Annotated in this window: 17 protein-coding genes, 1 tRNA gene and 3 pseudogenes; 8 read left to right on the forward strand and 13 right to left on the reverse strand. The window is 29.6% G+C overall.

Annotation, left to right across the window (positions count from 1 at the left end; genetic code table 11):
* Nucleotides 1-324 precede the first annotated feature (324 nt).
* Nucleotides 325-465 carry a hypothetical protein gene (locus OTBS_RS15740; protein WP_231965344.1) on the reverse strand — a complete coding sequence of 47 codons (141 nt, stop codon included), beginning with the start codon at nucleotides 463-465 and terminating at the stop codon, nucleotides 325-327.
* A gap of 17 nt (nucleotides 466-482) precedes the next feature.
* A complete protein-coding gene (locus OTBS_RS01145; RefSeq protein WP_011944354.1) occupies nucleotides 483-1034 on the reverse strand; it encodes a hypothetical protein in 552 nt (183 codons plus the stop codon).
* 475 nt (nucleotides 1035-1509) lie between these two features.
* Between OTBS_RS01145 and OTBS_RS01150 the strand changes: the two genes are divergently transcribed.
* On the forward strand, nucleotides 1510-2340 hold the full coding sequence (locus OTBS_RS01150; RefSeq protein WP_011944355.1) for a DNA adenine methylase: 831 nt from the start codon (nucleotides 1510-1512) through the stop codon (nucleotides 2338-2340).
* Between the two features lie 169 nt (nucleotides 2341-2509).
* Here the strand turns inward: OTBS_RS01150 and OTBS_RS13705 are convergent, their stop codons facing one another.
* The 7 genes and pseudogenes from OTBS_RS13705 to OTBS_RS01170 form a co-directional block, all read right to left on the reverse strand.
* Nucleotides 2510-2662 carry a hypothetical protein gene (locus OTBS_RS13705; protein ID WP_157866290.1) on the reverse strand — a complete coding sequence of 51 codons (153 nt, stop codon included), beginning with the start codon at nucleotides 2660-2662 and terminating at the stop codon, nucleotides 2510-2512.
* Nucleotides 2649-2744, reverse strand: a pseudogene (locus OTBS_RS13710) (IS5/IS1182 family transposase); the annotation flags it as partial. The pseudogene OTBS_RS13710 and the gene OTBS_RS13705, both read right to left, overlap by 14 nt.
* A complete protein-coding gene (locus OTBS_RS17780; RefSeq protein ID WP_011944356.1) occupies nucleotides 2728-3480 on the reverse strand; it encodes an ankyrin repeat domain-containing protein in 753 nt (250 codons plus the stop codon). The gene OTBS_RS17780 and the pseudogene OTBS_RS13710, both read right to left, overlap by 17 nt.
* Entirely contained in the window at nucleotides 3440-3562 is a 123-nt protein-coding gene (locus OTBS_RS17420) for a hypothetical protein (protein WP_269763900.1), read from the reverse strand. The genes OTBS_RS17780 and OTBS_RS17420 overlap by 41 nt, the downstream gene beginning before the upstream one ends.
* A gap of 213 nt (nucleotides 3563-3775) precedes the next feature.
* Nucleotides 3776-4870 (reverse strand): hypothetical protein, encoded by a 1095-nt coding sequence (locus tag OTBS_RS15015; protein WP_232488839.1) that lies wholly within the window; start codon nucleotides 4868-4870, stop codon nucleotides 3776-3778.
* Between the two features lie 73 nt (nucleotides 4871-4943).
* Entirely contained in the window at nucleotides 4944-5477 is a 534-nt protein-coding gene (locus tag OTBS_RS15020) for a hypothetical protein (protein WP_041621090.1), read from the reverse strand.
* A 164-nt stretch (nucleotides 5478-5641) separates the two neighbouring features.
* Nucleotides 5642-6357 (reverse strand): annotated as a pseudogene (locus tag OTBS_RS01170) (conjugal transfer protein TraH); the annotation flags it as partial.
* Nucleotides 6358-6928: 571 nt separating this feature from the next.
* Here OTBS_RS01170 and OTBS_RS01175 point away from each other — a divergent pair.
* The 6 genes from OTBS_RS01175 to glyA all read left to right on the forward strand — a co-directional run bounded on the left by OTBS_RS01175 (nucleotide 6929) and on the right by glyA (nucleotide 12978).
* Nucleotides 6929-7003: transfer RNA gene (locus OTBS_RS01175), tRNA-Asn, on the forward strand.
* Nucleotides 7004-7101: 98 nt separating this feature from the next.
* Entirely contained in the window at nucleotides 7102-7326 is a 225-nt protein-coding gene (gene infA / locus OTBS_RS01180) for a translation initiation factor IF-1 (protein WP_011944357.1), read from the forward strand.
* Between the two features lie 37 nt (nucleotides 7327-7363).
* Complete coding sequence (locus OTBS_RS01185) at nucleotides 7364-7969, forward strand: Maf family protein (protein WP_041621091.1); 606 nt, start codon at nucleotides 7364-7366, stop codon at nucleotides 7967-7969.
* A gap of 127 nt (nucleotides 7970-8096) precedes the next feature.
* A complete protein-coding gene (locus OTBS_RS01190) occupies nucleotides 8097-8846 on the forward strand; it encodes a YebC/PmpR family DNA-binding transcriptional regulator (RefSeq protein WP_011944359.1) in 750 nt (249 codons plus the stop codon).
* A 100-nt stretch (nucleotides 8847-8946) separates the two neighbouring features.
* The gene (gene gyrA / locus OTBS_RS01195; RefSeq protein ID WP_011944360.1) at nucleotides 8947-11664 is read left to right on the forward strand and encodes a DNA topoisomerase (ATP-hydrolyzing) subunit A; all 2718 of its coding nucleotides are present in this window, start codon (nucleotides 8947-8949) and stop codon (nucleotides 11662-11664) included.
* 33 nt (nucleotides 11665-11697) lie between these two features.
* Nucleotides 11698-12978, forward strand: coding sequence for a serine hydroxymethyltransferase (gene glyA, locus OTBS_RS01200; RefSeq protein WP_011944361.1), 1281 nt, complete (start codon nucleotides 11698-11700; stop codon nucleotides 12976-12978).
* A gap of 687 nt (nucleotides 12979-13665) precedes the next feature.
* Here the strand turns inward: glyA and OTBS_RS01205 are convergent.
* From OTBS_RS01205 to rpmH, 4 genes and pseudogenes are all read right to left on the reverse strand, one after another.
* Complete coding sequence (locus OTBS_RS01205) at nucleotides 13666-16158, reverse strand: DUF3971 domain-containing protein (RefSeq protein ID WP_011944362.1); 2493 nt, start codon at nucleotides 16156-16158, stop codon at nucleotides 13666-13668.
* Between the two features lie 190 nt (nucleotides 16159-16348).
* A pseudogene (locus OTBS_RS13715) lies at nucleotides 16349-16444 on the reverse strand (IS5/IS1182 family transposase); the annotation flags it as partial.
* Nucleotides 16445-16544: 100 nt separating this feature from the next.
* On the reverse strand, nucleotides 16545-17084 hold the full coding sequence (locus OTBS_RS10120) for a ribonuclease P protein component (RefSeq protein ID WP_050897493.1): 540 nt from the start codon (nucleotides 17082-17084) through the stop codon (nucleotides 16545-16547).
* Nucleotides 17085-17219, reverse strand: a complete 135-nt coding sequence (rpmH, locus tag OTBS_RS11055) for a 50S ribosomal protein L34 (RefSeq protein ID WP_011944364.1) — start codon at nucleotides 17217-17219, stop codon at nucleotides 17085-17087. It lies immediately after the preceding gene.
* Between the two features lie 437 nt (nucleotides 17220-17656).
* Here rpmH and OTBS_RS18145 point away from each other — a divergent pair, with 437 nt between their 5' ends.
* Entirely contained in the window at nucleotides 17657-17815 is a 159-nt protein-coding gene (locus tag OTBS_RS18145) for a group II intron maturase-specific domain-containing protein (protein WP_080571914.1), read from the forward strand.
* The last annotated feature ends 150 nt before the right edge of the window (nucleotides 17816-17965 follow it).

A 17965-nucleotide genomic window follows, 5' to 3' on the forward strand; every position in this document is an offset into this window, starting at 1 on the left:
TGCTTCCTAGAGATTAAAAAGAAAATTTTGCGGTTTAAGTTTTAATCTCTATCAGAATATTATCTAAATCTTAAATCTCAGATAATATCAGGTATACAGTATCATTTCGATTTTTATCAGTACATGACTTTTTGTCATAATTATGAAAAATTTTTTCATTTTTTTTTAAAATAGATGCGAAATTATCGCATTGTTATTTACATCTAAAAAAACAAAATATCTTTCAAAATGAGATATACAATTGATCCTGAGTTATAAAAAAAGACTTTGAATAATTTAGTATATTAACTGAAAAAGTTCTGAACTTATCTTATTGCTCTTAATTTAAACATCAGGTTCGAGCACGTCTTTAAAACGACCCATAATATCCAAAATATAAAAATCAAGCGCTGTATTAACTAAGTCAAAATCTTTTTTCTCTATCGAATTAAGATCTTCTTTTATTTCAAGTTGTCCTTGAGCCAATAGTAGTTGTTTGATAATTACTTTTCTTTGTTAATGCAATGATAATACTTTAGTGTGCGGTATAGTAGTTTTTGTTCAAGATCAATTATATTCTTAAAATGTTCTGGTGTAATAAATTCCTGAAAGGGTTTGATACCTTTATTTATTAGCATATTGCTAGAACATTTTTTGATTGGTATTTCAAGTGCTATGGAATGCATTCGTATAATTTTATACATACAAAAATCAAGAAAGTTTTGACCTTTCTTATTCCAAATAAAATCATTTTCATTTATTAATTTTAAAATATATTTTTGTTCCTTTCTGGTTAAGTTATAATTTGGATCAGTTAAATAACCAGTTAAACACTTTTTTTGCTGATTTGTTTTTAAATTAGATTTTATCTTTATAAGATGAGTTATTAGAAGTTGTATTAAATTTTTTTGTTCTGTATGACTGTGCAAGTCATTAAAAAAAGCAAACCATTTTTCCTGTGAAACTGAAAAAATTTGTGTTACTTTATTTTGTTTGTATAGGTTAAACATTCGATAGAACAAGTGTTTTGCTGCGCTTAAGACTTGTATATGCATACTTTACCCTTTAAAATCCCGCATAATATTTAACAATTATATATTTATTATTAATCTTGAGTTATAAATTGAGATAGCCTAAAATAATTAGGCCATTAATAACCATAGCATTACTTTTGCTATTTGAAGTAGCAATTAAAGTGTAGCTAGAGATTCATTTATACCTTTAATAGCAGATTTTGAAGTTTTAATGAAATAACCTCTAGCTAAATATTATCTAAATCTTGAATCTCAGATAATATCAGGTATACAGTATCATTTCAATTTTTATCAGTACATGACTTTTTGTCATAATTATGAAAAATTTTTTCATCTTTTTTAAAATAGATGCGAAATTATCGCATTGTATCTCTAGCTACAAAAATATCATTCACAAAAGGTTTATAAAAAAGTTCTACAACAGTTATTATTACTGGCTTTAAGGCTTATTTTCTGCTATAATTCATAGTAGAGATTTAATTAATCAAAAATTCTTGTGTCAACGGCAATTTCTAATGAACCAAAGCCTTTTCTTCACTGGGTTGGAGGTAAAAGGAGAATTGTTAATAAATTAATAGAGCATCTTCCTTCAGGGCCATACTATAATTACTATGAACCATTTCTTGGAGGTGGGGCTTTATTTTTTCAAGTTAGGCATCTGTTTAAACAATGTTTTTTGTCTGATATTAATCTCGACTTAATTACTAGTTATCACGCTGTAAAAAAGAATCCAAATGAAGTCAACAGATTACTGAATCTATATCACAAAAACCATTCTGAAAATTACTACTATAAAATAAGAGACAATTATTATAGTAATGATCCTAATGATATCACGGCAAAATTTATATATCTTAATAAATACTCTTTTAGGGGAATTTATAGGCTAAACAGAGATGGTACATCTGCTCAAACATTTTCTGATAAGCGATATCTTAAGCTTCATATTTGCTCTAGAATAAATAAATGTAGCAAACTTTTAACCGATGTATCAATTTGCGCTATGGATTTTTCGTTTATAGAACCTAAAAAAGGTGACTTCGTTTATCTTGACCCCCCTTATCACCAATCAGGAGAACGTTTCTATACCAGAGTTCCATTTGATGAAAAAGAGCAAATCAGACTACGAGATTTTGTTTATGAACTAAACAATAAAGGTGTTAAAATTATGCTTTCAAATAATAACACTGCCTTCATTAGAGACATATACAAAGACTTTTTCATCACCCATATTGGAGTTACATACTCAATCAATCAAAAACGCAATCTCGTTAATGAGCTAATCATTACTAACTACATCCTAACTAATTCAAATGAAAACTCTTGATCTTCAATGGCATACCCTAGGTTCAGTACAGCAGCACTTCTGCAATTATTGTCTTTAAAAAATTTGTGTAGTTAAAATAATGCACAGAGTAAGAAGATATTTATAAAAACTGAGAATAAAGTACTAATTTAGAGTTTATATATCAGTTAAAAATAATTCCTTAACATAGTTAAATAATATTACAGCCGTCTATGTCATGCGGTCCCTTTTCACCACATACAGCGCGTTCTACACTCTCCATGAAAATGTGCTCTAAAGGAAAAACAGCTTTATCTACTACTCCTATAATAGACCTCTTTCGAAACTGGTTAAGGTAGTTCAAAATTATAAATGCCAGAGATCAAATTAACTCTAAGACCGAATCTTTTACGTCTATTTCGATATTTATCAGCAATAATTTTGAACTACCTTAACCAGTTTCGAAAGAGGTCTAATTTTAACAACACTGCTAATATCACTGATAATATTACTGCTAATATCTGTATCATCAACAACTTCATGTGTATCATCAACAGTTTTATCTTTTTTATAATATAAGTAATATAAGTAAGTATTTCCTGTGTTGTCTTTTATATCTACATCGGCATGATGAGCTAATAATTTATAGATAGAATTCATATCATGATATTTATCACCATATTTGGCAACACATTCAGCAGCAACATGTAAAGCTGTTTTTCCATTTTTATTTTGTGAATCAACTTTAGCACCATTATTCAGTAGCAATGTAAGAGCACCTATGTTATGACACTCAACAGCAGTATGGATAGGAGCATAGCCAAGGGAATCTTGCAGATCGATGTTAGTGCAATAAGATAATAGATGCATAAGAACATCATCATGCCACTTATGTTTAATAGCAGTATGCATAGGAGTTCCAAAGCAGTTATCTTGCACATTGACACTATCATGATCTGATAGATATCTAACAGTCCATTCGTTATTACACTCAAGAGCAGTATGTAAGGATTTACCTCTCATATCAATATTAACAAGATCATTTTTTAATAAAAATGTAATAATATCTTTTTGATTATATAGTACAGCCCAACTTAAAAAATTTACATGACATAAATATCCATTAATACTTCCATCTTTGCTAAGGATAAGCTTCTTTACTTGCTCTATATCTCCATCCATGTTCAATAGCTTTAAAAGCTCTGTGTCCTACATCTTCTACTATGTTTTTACAATCTGACTTAAGCATCATTACTACACGCATTTACTTTATCTGTATTATAAACTTTTTGTATAACCTCGCTTAGCAGCAAAGTATAGAACAGTAAATAATTATGCATAATTTTCCCCTTTTGAAACCTTTGCAATTTATTAAAAAATTAACCATATGTTTGCAGTAATATAACAAAAAACTAAATAAAATGCAATAATTTTATTCTGAGTAGAACTTTGTATTTCACAGCTATTAATCATTAATCTAACTTTCTACAAACTCAACTAATTCAAACGAAAACCCTTGAGCTGCAAAAGCACGCTCTAGAATGGGTTTAAAATTTGATTTGATATAGCTATTTGCAAAGCTTGTTAGAGCCTTAATGAATATCTTTTTATTAACATTATCTTCATTTACAACTTCTAACTTACTAAACCATAGTTTATCAATAACTTGCTCATATTCGTAATGTTGAAGTATGTATTTTCGTACTTTGAACAATATAGAGTTAGAACTTAGCTCTTTACTAAGTTCTGAAAGGTAATCTTCATCACTCATTTGTTGCTGTAAAATTGCTGTTTTTTGATACTCCGTTGTGTTATTGATAACTTGTTTTGATTCATCAAATGGTATAACTTGTAACTGCTCAATATCATTGCTATGCACAGCTCGTACCTCCTGTAATATCTTGAATTTAATATGATCTGATAGTAAAATATTCTTAATCAACTTGATGTAATATTTGTTTTTAACTGCTGCCCCAAAATCACAAGATGTTAAAATTTGATAAGCAGTATCTGCTTCAAAGACTCCAGCTATTTTACGCTTCAACTGAGCCTTCATACTACGATCTGTATCAGATTCAATATTTGCTAGATACTGTTCTTTAAATCTTCCTACATCATTAAATCGAAAATTTCCACTATTAGCCTGATCAGTAGTTAGTAATTCATTTGCTAAGGCTTTTGCCATATAGTTTAGCACTGCTATCTTATTTTCAAAATAACGGAATGAATATTTATTTGATAACTTCAACAGTAATTGATTTATGAAGTATATGTTGAAGCTTCTACTAGACATACGTTGTAGTATAACTGCATCTTCTGGTGTTAGTGGATAATAATCTGCTAGTCTTTTTCTTTTGGGGCAGCATTCATTCTTTTCAACCTCTGAATTATCGATAATAGCTGGAGTTGCTAACTTACTGTTTTGCTCATAATCATTGTTTGATGGCTTGTCATTACTAACATCACTAAGCTCATAGAAATTCAAATTCTGTTGTTGCTGTTGATCTTCTTTTTCATTTCCTACTAACTCAATTTCTATAAAATCATCAGATTCAGTATATTTAAACTTCAAATTTTGCTGCTGATCTTCATTTTTATTTTGATCATTCTCTACTAACTTAACTTCAGTAGATCTAGATCTATTATTATTTTATTATATCTATATATGTAGCTGCAATTTTTTGCAGGTTCACCTGCAAATTCTTGCAAATTGATGTGAAAATTTCCTTGTTGTAGAAGGACAATTTTTTCTTCTTTTTTTCTTTTTCAGTAAAACGCTGAAAATTTTTTAGAAGTTTTATACAAGGAACATTACGCAACTTAAAATTGTTTTTAATTATTGTCCTATTTTCAACTTCAATGAAACCAGCTTTTTGTAGTTCAACTAAGCATTGCCTAACCCTGCGTTGACAAACCTGCAACTCCTTTTCAAAAGAGTGATAACTGTCTTGTAATTCCTCTATATCATTATTGTAATAGATCTGTAGTTTATATACTATCAATGATAGAAGCTGTTTAGATGTCTTGCTTAAAGCTTTAGCATTATCTCCAATCAGATCTTTCCATTCTGCTGGAACAAAATTTCCAATAAAACGATAAAAAACAGTTGCATTATTGCTACTGTTATTATTAGCAATTTTGCAATTATTGCTTGCCAAATTACGCAAATCTCGCACCATTTCAACCTCCAAAAATGTCAGGTATAGCAGGTGATTTAGGCAATTTTTGCTATCAAAAACCACGTTTTTATCCCGCGTAAATATAGCAATTTAGTAGCTATACTCAAAATTTAACACTCTGAAAGGCTTATAATAACAAGTAGTCTTAAACATTGAAATGTACCAACGATAGTGCCAGTCATAGACATGATTGAATCACGCATATTTGATGGTATTCCAACCTTTGCTGCTGCTTTAGTGAAGATGTTATAATCATCCAGCATAACTCTGAATCCTTATTTTGTGCTTGTCGCAGAGCTTGTTTTTGATCTAAATAATTACGACATTTTTTACCAGCAGCAAAATAATCAAACCCGCTTTGTGACTGTATATCACGGCAAACAGCTTCTCTCATAGCTGAGTTTCTTGGTAAAGCTGTAGCAAATAATGCTTTTGTTAATTCGCAATCTCCTTTAGCAAATTGATTCATCTCCATTGCTAGATTACGTAAGTCTTTGAGAGCATTCTCAATTTGAGAAGCAAAGGTTTTTAATCCTAATGAAAAAGCATAGACTTTAGCTTGAGAACCAATGTTTTTCATCAATTGAACTAATTCTTCTCCAGAAATAACAGAGAAGCTACCAAGATAGGCATCAATACCGCTACAGCTCATGTTTAAAGATGGTGGAGTTATAGCAAATGGCTGAAATGATGTTTGGCTTGTTCTGGCAGATAATCCGCCAGCCGCATAATATCCAGCCGCTTGATCTTGATATGATCCAGATCTTGTGACATTAATACTCATTCCTTGAAATACGTTTTCGATATTCCAAGCTAGTGATACTGGAGCTTGTAGCAATAATAGCATTGTAATGGCATAAACTCTGATTTTGGTGCTCATGTAGTCTCCAATTTATGATAATATCTATCGATTGCTAGAATATTGTCGATAATTTTATCTTCAGAGATTATACTTCTAGCTAAGGTACCTATTGTACTAATGGTAATTTCAAGAAAATCTACTGGCTTTCAATAGATTGGAAAGAAATTATACAAAAAGTTAATAATCTTCATAGATATATTTATATGGTAAATTGCTTGAGCAATATGCCGACTTAATTCTCTCGTATGGTTCTTTGGTAGGAAAAGCGTTTTCAGTGCTTACCTACTAGCTCATATTAGTTTTACTTACTTTTTTATTTTTTCTATTTTTTGATATTAAAATACAGTTGTAATACTTACTCTTTTTACAGTTTGGAACGTTCCTTATATCAAACTCGTGTTAATATCTAATATTAAAATTCAGATTACAATAAGAGCTACAGAATAGTAAAGAATGATGTATCCTTTAATTATGTATTTTTGGCTTCTTACCATATATAACTCTAAATTATTTTTAGCATTTTATAGAATGTTTAATAAAAATACTAGACTTAGATAAAAATATTTGCTATAAGTGTACATAATGCAATTCCTCGGTAGCTCAGTGGTAGAGCAAACGGCTGTTAACCGTTTGGTCGCTGGTTCGAGTCCAGCCCGGGGAGCCATGCGTTACTCATGTTACTTAAAATAAGTAAATACACAAGGTTAATTAGTTAACGTGAAAATTAATTACGGTTTATTATAAATGCATAATAATTGAATTATGGCAAAAACAGAGCCTATTATAGTTACTGGCGAAGTTATTAAAGTTTTGCCTAAGGAAACTAAATTTAAAGTAAAGTTGTCTGACAGTGAGCACATTATTACTGCATACATTAGTGGTAAGATAAGAATGCATCACATTAAGATTATAAGAGGTGATAAGGTAGATGTTGAAATGACACCTTATGATTTAAATATGGGAAGGATTACACATCGTCACAAGTAATTTTAATAGTCAATAATAAATATGCTTGGTATATTCTATGGATTTAATGCCTATTATACTAGCATCTCAATCTGAGTCTAGGTTGAGGTTGCTTAAAAAAATTAACATAGTACCGTCTCAAATTATTCCAGCTAATATTGATGAGTCGAGTTTGCCTGCAGAATTACCAAAAAATTTAGCTTTAAGATTGGCTATACAGAAGGCAGATAAAATAGCGCAAAATATAGAAGACGGATATGTTATTGCTGCTGATACAGTAGTAGCAGTAGGAAGACGTATATTACCAAAAACTATTACAGATTTTGATGTTGAATATTGTTTAAAGATGTTATCTGGCAGAAGGCATAGAGTTTTTACTGGAGTAAAAATTACAAAAGTTAAACATAATAATATTATTGCTTTTAATACACGAACAGTTGAGTCTATTGTAAAAGTAAAAAGATTGACGCCACAAGAAATAGCAACATATGTTGCAACTAAACAAGGATTAAATAAAGCTGGCGGCCATTCTATAGAAGGAATGTGGGAGTGTTTTATTCAATTTATGCGTGGCTCTTACTCTAATATAATGGGGCTACCTCTATTTGAAACAAGAAATATGCTTTTCTCTTTAGGGTTCGATTGCATTAGAAGTAATCAATAAGAATAATTCTCTTTTAAAATTTTTGATTTTAATATACGATATATAATAAATTGTTATAGTTACAAGCATATTCTCAAGTTAATTAAAATAATATATTTTTAATGAGTTTACTATTGTATTAATAATAATGGCAGGTCACTCAAAGTTTAAAAATATTCAGCATCGTAAGGGTGCACAGGATAAAAAGAAAGCTAAGCTATTTGCTAGTTTGATAAGAGAAATATCTCTTAGTGCTAAATCTGGAACAGATATTCAATATAATCATAGATTAAGAGCTGCTATTTCAGCAGCTAAATTTAATAACTTGCCTAAAGATAGAATTGAAAAAGCTATTGCACAGGCTAACAATAAAGACAATTATGAAAATTATTTTGAAATAACCTACGAAGGCATAATATTCGATGGGATTGCAATTATAGTTGAAGCCTTAACAGATAATACTAACCGCACTGCAGCAAATGTTAGGGCTATTTTTAGTAAATATGGCGGTAATTTAGTCGGTACTGGTAATGCTAGCTTTTTATTTGATCGTTTAGGAATTATAAAATTTGAATCAAAAGCTAGTACTAGCGAAAAGTTATTTGATGCTGCTATTGAAATTGGAGCAGAAGATATTGAATTAGATGAAGAATATAATGTTGTATACACTCCAATTAAACTTTTTACTAATATCATAGAAGAACTAGCGCAGCTATTTGGTTATCCAGTTGAGTCATATATAGGCTGGAGACCTAGGAATACAGTTTTAATATCAGATACAGAGAAAGCTCAAAAACTAATTAAGTTAGTCAATGCATTAGATGACGATGATGATGTGCAGCGTTTTTTTGGCAACTATGAATTTTCTGAGCAAATCTACAACAATTCGCTTACCTAAAATGTTTTATTATGAAATAATAGAGTATGCTTTATAACAAAAATAATTTATAGTAGTTTAAGTTACTATCAATATTTTTTAATAAATAAATGTAATTGCTTTGTCTGAACAAGAGTATAAAGAATCAAATATAAATATTATTAGTATAAAAGAAGAAATGCAACGCTCATATCTGGATTATGCTATGAGCGTAATAGTAAGTCGTGCATTACCTGATGTTAGGGATGGATTAAAACCTGTACATAGGCGCGTACTTTATGCAATGTATGAATCTGGCTATCACTATAATAAACAATATCGTAAGTCTGCAAGGGTTGTTGGAGATGTGATAGGTAAATATCACCCTCATGGTGAATTAGCTGTTTACGATTCATTAGTTAGAATGGCACAGGATTTTTCTCTAAGATTACCACTAGTAGATGGTCAAGGTAATTTTGGTTCTATGGATGGAGATGCTGCTGCTGCAATGCGTTATACTGAAGTACGTTTAAAAAAAGTTGCGCATAGCTTGTTAGAGGATATTAATAAGGATACTGTTGATTTTCAGGCTAATTATGATGGCTTAGAACAAGAACCAAAAGTTTTGCCAGCTGGATTCCCTAATTTATTAGTAAATGGGACTGGAGGAATTGCAGTAGGAATGGCAACTAATATTCCACCTCATAATTTATGTGAGGTAGTTGATGCCTGCTGCGCTTATATCGATAATAATAATATAACAATTATCGAACTAATGGAATTAGTTAAAGGGCCAGACTTTCCTACTGGTGGGCAAATTATTGGCACATTTGGAATTAAGTCAGCATATAACACAGGCAGAGGTAAAATTATTGTTCGTGGTAAAACCGATATTGAAAGCGATAGTTTAAAACATGCTATTATTATTACAGAAATACCTTTTATGGTTAATAAAGCTAGTTTAGTTGAAAAAATCGCTGAACTTGTGAATGATAAAAGGATTGAAGGTATTAGTGCTATTAGAGATGAATCTAATAAATCTGGTATAAGGGTAGTAATAGAGCTTAAAAAACATGCTAATACTGATCTTATTCTAAATCAATTATATTCCTATACTAGTCTGCAAACTACATTTAATGTTATGATGCTAGCCTTAGATCAAGGCATACCAAAAACAATGACATTAAAAGATATTATTGTTGCTTTTACTAATTTTCGTGAAGAAGTTATTACTAAGAGAACTATATTTTTGCTCAATAAAGCTCGAGATAAAGCTCATATTTTAGTAGGCATAATTATTGCTGTTAGTAATATTGATGAAGTAATCAAAATTATAAGATCATCTGCTAACTCGGAGGAAGCAAAAAGTAGATTAATGGCTAGAATGTGGAATGTTAGTGATGTATATGATCTTGTGAAGTTAGTTGATGATAGAGCTATTTTAAAAGAAGATGGACAATGTTTTTTAACTGAGCAGCAAACAAAATCGATATTAGAATTAAGGTTACAACGCTTAACAAATACTGAGAGAGGTAAAGTTGAAGATGAGTTAAACAACTTAGTAAAGGAAATTAAAGCATATCTTGAAATTTTGGGCTCAAGGGATAAATTACTTGAAACAATGAAGTTTGAGCTAAATCAAATTAAGGAACAATTTTCTACAGCTCGCCTTACTACAATTGAAAACCAAGAATTTGAGCAAGATATTGAGGATTTAATTCCTGAAGAAGAAGTAGTAGTTACTGTTACATTGGCTGGTTATATTAAAAGAGTTCCTTTATCAACTTATCGTGCTCAAAAAAGAGGCGGAAAAGGAAGAGTTGGTTCATCAGTACAGAATGAAGATGTGATTACTCATCTGTTTATAGAAAATACTCACACTTCTATTTTGTTTTTTTCAAATATTGGGCAAGTATATAATTTAAAAGTGTATAAATTGCCATTAGGCACTCCGCAGTCTAAAGGTAGACCAATTATTAATCTGATTTCTATTAAAGAAAATGAAACTATCACTAATATTATGCCAATGCCTGCAGAAAGCGAGAATGATTCAGAGAAAAAATATATCATCTTTGCAACTAAGCATGGTAATATAAGAAGAAATGATTTATCTGATTTTAAACATATAGCTTCTAATGGCAAAATTGCTATTCGCCTTGATGAAGGCGATAGCCTAATTTCTGTAAAATCTTGCGATGAAGAAAATCATGTGTTGCTAGCAACACAGAATGGTAAAGCTATAAGGTTTCCAGTAAAAGATCTAAGAGTTTTCAAAAGCCGTACTTCCGATGGAGTTAAAGCTATTAAATTAGCTGGAAATGATGCGGTTATATCAATGACTATTTTAAAAGGAATTAATTGTAGTCTTGAGGTTCGAGAAAACTACTTGAATTTACCAGTAAGCAATCGTCTGTTAATTGCTAAAAATAAATTACTACATCCGAGCATCGATCTTTCTAAATATAACTTAACTGAAGATGAAATGTTAACTATGGCTAGTAATGAAGAATTCATCTTGACTGTATCAGAAAATGGTTATGGTAAGTTTAGTTCAGCTTATGAATATCGAGTTACTAAGAGAGGTGGAAAAGGAGTAGCAAATATGAATGTATCATCTAAAACTGGAAAGGTTGTTAGTGTATTGCCAGCCTGTCAAGATAATGAGTTGATGCTAATTACTAGCAGCGGAAAACTAATAAGATGTCAATTAAATAGTGTCAGAATTATCGGCCGTAGCACTAGTGGAGTTATATTATTCAAAACTTCTAAAGATGAAAAAGTAGTATCAATTGATACTATTAAAGATACTGATTATAGTGATGATTGTAGCGATGATGAAAGTAATAACAATAACATCTAAAACTTGGTTATAAGATAAAATTAGAGTTGGTAAATGTGTAAAGAAATATATGATTTAATTGCTAAAGAATTATATAGACAGCAATCAACAATAGAATTAATAGCATCAGAGAATTTTACTAGTAAAGCAGTCATGCTAGCTCAAGGTTCTATTCTTACAAATAAATATGCAGAAGGATATATCAATAAAAGATATTATGGTGGCTGTGAATTTATTGATGAGGTAGAAAGTATGGCTATTGATAGAGTAAAAAAGCTTTTTAAGTGCAACTATGCGAATGTACAACCACATTCTGGTTCTCAAGCTAATCAAGCAGTATTTTTAGCCTTGTTAAAGCCTGGTGATACAATTTTAGCTATGGATTTAAATAGTGGTGGTCATTTAACCCATGGCGCTAAACCTAATATTTCTGGCAAATTTTTTAATGCAGTTCATTACTGTGTTAACAAAGATAGTTATTTAATTGACTATAATGAAGTTGAAATGCTAGCTCAGCAGCATAAACCAAAACTTATAATTGTTGGTTATTCAGCTTATTCAAGAAAGATAAATTTTGCAACATTTAAAGAAATAGCAGATAAGGTAGGAGCATATCTTTTAGCAGATATTGCGCATATTGCTGGATTAGTGGCTACAGAGTATCATTCTAGTCCTATACCATATGCTCATATTGTAACTAGCACTACTCATAAGACTTTAAGAGGTCCAAGAGGTGGATTGATTCTAAGTAATGATGAATCAATAAGTAAAAAAATTAATTCTGCTGTATTTCCAGGTATGCAAGGCGGTCCATTAATGCATGTCATCGCTGCTAAAGCAATTGCTTTCTCTGAAGCATTAATGCCTCAATATAAAGAATATATTAATCAAGTAATGTTAAATGCGAAGGTACTAGCTAAGTTACTACAAGACAGAGGTTATAATATTTTAACAGGTGGAACAGATAATCATATGCTGCTAGTAGATTTAAGAGGAAAGAATATCACAGGACAAGAAGCTGAATATTTACTAGATGCAGCTGGCATTACTTGTAATAAACAAGTAATGCCTTTTGATACTACTTCTCCAACCATTACATCTGGTATTAGATTAGGAACTCCAGCCTGTACTACTAGAGGCTTTAAAGAAAATGAATTTATTACTGTAGGAAAATATATTGCTGATATTTTAGACAATATTGCAATAATTAAGTCTGCAAAAAAAAATGAAGGTATCACTATTACTGAAATTGAAAAAAGTTTGAATAGTGTCATTACTAGAACAAAACATCATGTACAAGAATTATGTAATTGTTTTCCAATTTATACTAACTAGATAGCGCTGACAAACAACTAACTTAAACAACAGCAAGATCCATAAACACAAAGAAAGAAAAAGTAAGCTTAGTCTGGTAACAAAGAAGTGTTGCTATATCTCCATTATTCCATAAGGTATGGTTGAGCAAGGCACAGTAGTTTAGTTACTCCAGTTTCTATCCACAAGCTACATTAAACGCAACATACGGATTTTTCCAGTATTACGCTTTCCTGATAACTTCATATCATTGTTTATAGCCCATCCTAAGTTATTGCTTTCAAAGATCTATAATATCGAATTTGGCAATCATTATATAGCCAAACTACTATAAAACAGTTATAATAGTTTAGCTATCACTATAGCCTAGATAAGTTTTTCAAAAAGTATATAATATAATTGTTTTATAGTAGCTTAGCTATATAACTTTCTTCTACCTCAGGTCTTGTAATTCTATAGACGTTTTTATCATTCATCATTATCCATTGTTGTTGAAATAATGTTATTAGTATGGTGCCTTTTACTCCACAGGCATTACTCTGCTTCATTGTGGATGACTATATAATAATAAAAATAAAAATGATAGATCTAGATCTACTGAAGTTAATTTAATAGAAGATGATCAAAATAAAATGAAGCTTAACAGCAAAATTTGAAGGTAAATATACTTAATCTGATGAAAAACTAAGCAGTATAAAAATCGAAAGATTAAAACTTATTGTTTTGATTGTATCGAGCAGATACTACATTATTTAATATAGGATTAATTCCGTATAAAACAGGAAAACATCTTCCTGCAATATTATAGTAACGTTTATTAGTATCAACAACACCGTAAAGAGTAAAACTTAATGAGCTACCTGTAGCTTTTCCATCCTGGATTTTGATTATTCCATTATCGTAATTAAATTTAGCATACACATTAGAGAAATATACGGTATCTTGTAATGTTACCAAATTAATTAACCCATGAAAAGAAAAAAGAGAAACTAGTTTAGTTAAAAATGATGTTCGTTTAGTAGTAACATTCTTCATTATTAAATTGCCAATAATTTTCTCATGTTTGTCATAAGGAATATCAATTTTTAATATTAATTCACCTTTAATAAGATCTTTGCTAATATTTAATTCTTGAATTAAACTACTAGCGTTTGGTGTTCTAACTTCTAGTTTAGTACTGGTGTCTGTAGTTGTTAACTCAGCAGTTAAATGTTGTTCACCTATCTTAGCTAACAATTGACCAGTCAATACACTATTTATTTTTTGATTTAGTGCTAAATAAAGGTCTGTTAGTATTATATTATCTTTAAGCATTACTTTACTTACATCAAGTATAATGCTACCACTGCTGAATAACTTTAATGCGCTATCTTGATTAATTAAATCCTGTAAGCTAATATTAGACAAATCTAAAATATTTCCCTTAATGTTTGCTATAATCTGATCATCTGTTAAATTAATTTTAACTATAAAATCATTATTTGCATATTTAAAAACTGGGAAATTGAATTTTGCATTTTTCTGATCATAGTTTACAGTACCTTGAATATTTAAATTATTACTGCCACTTAACTGACCAGATAATTGGTATAGGTTCGAATTGATAAATTTAGTTAACATGCGTAATTTAGCCTTTTCACCTGCATTTTTAGTAACTAAGCTATGACAGACGTTAAATCCCAGATTAGTTAAATCATTGTCAATTGAAATTGCAGAATAGTTTAACTTTGATTCAAGCTTAAGGTTGATAATTGCATTTCCATCTATAATTTCCAAAAAATCAGAGTTTAAATCGCTTTGGTTATTTACCAATATAGCAAGATTTAAAGTATCGCAAAAATCACGTTCTGTATCTACTAATGCTTTATAATTTAAATTGCTATTCATATTATTAATTTTACCACTAGCAGTTATCATTACTGTATGACCATCATACCCAACTTCCATTAATTCATAGAATAGCTTAAACTTTTTCTTCAACGTAAGATCGAAGTTATTGATCTGAGTTTTAACGCTATATTTATTTTTGGTATCTGTTGCTATAGGTATTACAATATTAAATTTTGTATCTGCTGTCCCATAAGCTTCGGCTAAATTTATCTCTGTAGATCTTAGTTTATCAAGAAATTTTATAGGAATAAAGCCAATAATTAAATCTTGAACAGGGCCGTTTGCTTTTCCAGTAATGCCTATTTCTGTATTTAAAAATGTACTACAATCTACTTCAATCTGAGCTTCAGTAATATCAGTTGATAATAGTTTTGCTGTTAAGTCTGTAAAATATAACTTATTACCTAAAATTTGAACATTTGATTTAATATTTGTAATTCTAGGAATAGCATCATATTTAATTGAAGCATTACTTATAGTCATTTGACCATACAAACTATGGTCTTGAATTGTCCCATTATTAAAAAATTCCTCTTCTAAGTCAAAATTTACATTAGCATTGGTAATTTCTCCCTGCTCAATTATACTAGTTATGTTTGCCCATATATAGTTATTAGGTAATAAAAAGTTAAACTTTTTACTTATCAGTAATGGTAATGATTTGCTATCTATAGTTCCTTTACATTGAGTAAGAACCCCATCTAAAAATTTAGCTGCAACATTAATATCTAAAATTAATGACTTGCTTCTTCCGTATAATTTACAAGAACTTGTGACTAATGAATTATGTGAATCTACTTCAAAGTTACAGATATTGTTTTTTACCAAATTAGTAAATCTAGAGTCAGTAAGATTTAATATGTTACTTTCTATATTATTAATTTTTATAGTGCCTATATATTTTTTATCGTTGGTCTGTATAGGGTGAATATAGTTAGCATCAAATGAAGCATTGATTAATGGAGTAGGGCTAAGAGTATAATATAACTTAGCATTATACAATACAGCTTGAAATTTTTTTAGCCTATTTGGAACAAAAAGGTCTATGAAATTAAAGTAGATTTTTACAGAATCAATATTGATATTATAGTCTTTATAAATATCATAATTAATGTTATGTAATTCAATAGCACTATTTTTAATGCCTATATCTTTACTTAAAGAATTGATACTAACCTTATACCCAGAAAGACGAGCAGCATAAACTATTATACACTTAAGGCCATAATCAAATATTGTAGTTTTGATCGCTAAAACAGATAATACAATAATAATTCCAAATATCCATAAAGCTTTAAATAGTTTTTTCATTTAATTAACTTTAATAATACATATGTTCGCAAAGGAGTATTTCAGTTACTACTTATAGCTGATTATATGATTTGTAACAATTAAAACATGTTATTGCCTCAAAATTTAATAATACAAAGCTAAAAAAATATAAGTTATGCTGCCCCATACAGTTTAACTGTATATTACAATAGACCTCTTTCGAAACTGGTTAAGGTAGTTTAAAATTATAAATGCCAGAGATCAAATTAAAACTAAGACCGAATCTTTTACGTCCATTTCGATATTTATCAGCAATAATTTTGAACTACCTTAACCAGTTTCGAAAGAGGTCTAATACCTTTCTACTAATAAATTAGAATGTAACTACCTAATTTATTAGTAGAATAAACTTTGAATCAAGTATTTTATATTAAATACCTTAACAATTTTTGAAGTTCATTACTAAGTTCTAAATAACTAACATTAATAAGATGTTTATGAGGAATAACTAGATATGCCCTAGATAATAATGAATTCTTCTTGATAATATTAGATTGTTTGTGGAAGTCACGATTATTAGTTGATTCAATATAATTATTGTTATTATGATTAGTTGATAATGAACAAAGCACAGTATTAGCATTATCTTCCACAGATAAGTATTGACTAATTATTTGCCTCATACAAGCCTTTATTCTACGCTTAATTGTATTTCTTATGACAGCAGTTCGGCCGCACTTTTTACTAACTTTAAGCCCTAAATAAATTTTTCTTGCAAAAATATGAGACAGCCTTTGTGTTATTTTAGCTTTTTCATAAGTTTCTAGAGCTTTTAAATTATCTTGTAGTGAGTGTGATATTAAAATTAAGCTTTTACTTACTAACTTTTTTCCATACTTATTGATCGCTGTAAAAGCAGCCTGACTTTTTAGTGAATCAATAATAAGCTTTTTACGAAGCTTCATTTATGCAGATAACACCCTTCTACCTTTCATACGGCGCCTCATTAACACTCTCCTACCTCCTACACTAGACATGCGCTCCATAAACCCATGCCTTCTTTTTCTAACTAATTTACTGGGTTGATAAGTACGTTTCATAATTTTAACCCTAAGATAATTTTAACACTTTTTTTCTAAGGTTAGCATAAAATATTAATGTACGCAATGGTATAAATTGAGTAACATATATATTTATTCTAAATTTAAAGATCTAAAATTGATATGAGTTGCATTGCTTTCTTATATTTTACAACCTAACAAAATTTCTGTTTTTCTTTTTTAAGTTTGAATTATTTTTTACTTTTGCTTTCTCATCAATGATTCTCTAATTATATCGAACTATGGTTAAATGAAGTAGATAAAATTCTGGAAAGAGTAAAGTTTATAGGTAATATATCTGATTGAAGGCTATAGAAAATGGCAGTGTTGTAATATAAAGCTAAGATAAAAATTATTGAAAATAAAGGCTGAACTAGCAGAATAAAAATAAAATTGGAATTCAGAAGACTTACTACTAGAATGAGGTACAAACTTTTCTGCTAAAAAGACTAAAAGAAATATTCCGCAAGTTTATACCGCAACCAATTAATAGAGTAATACATCTTATCAACACAATATTACATAGCTGGACAAACTATTTTAGGATTAGTAACTCTAGCTGTTATTTTAGGTTTAGATACTACTTTTGTAAATAGTTTAGCATACTTCTTATATAAGAACTGTACTTTACATTAGGTAAATTTAATCAAATTTTTAATTTCATCTATTGTATCATTAAAACTACTTGTAATATTATACGGAATAGTATAATAAGCTATATTTGTTAAGCAATAAGAAAAAAAATA

The sequence above is a fragment of the Orientia tsutsugamushi str. Boryong genome (assembly GCF_000063545.1).
Classification (GTDB): domain Bacteria; phylum Pseudomonadota; class Alphaproteobacteria; order Rickettsiales; family Rickettsiaceae; genus Orientia; species Orientia tsutsugamushi_C.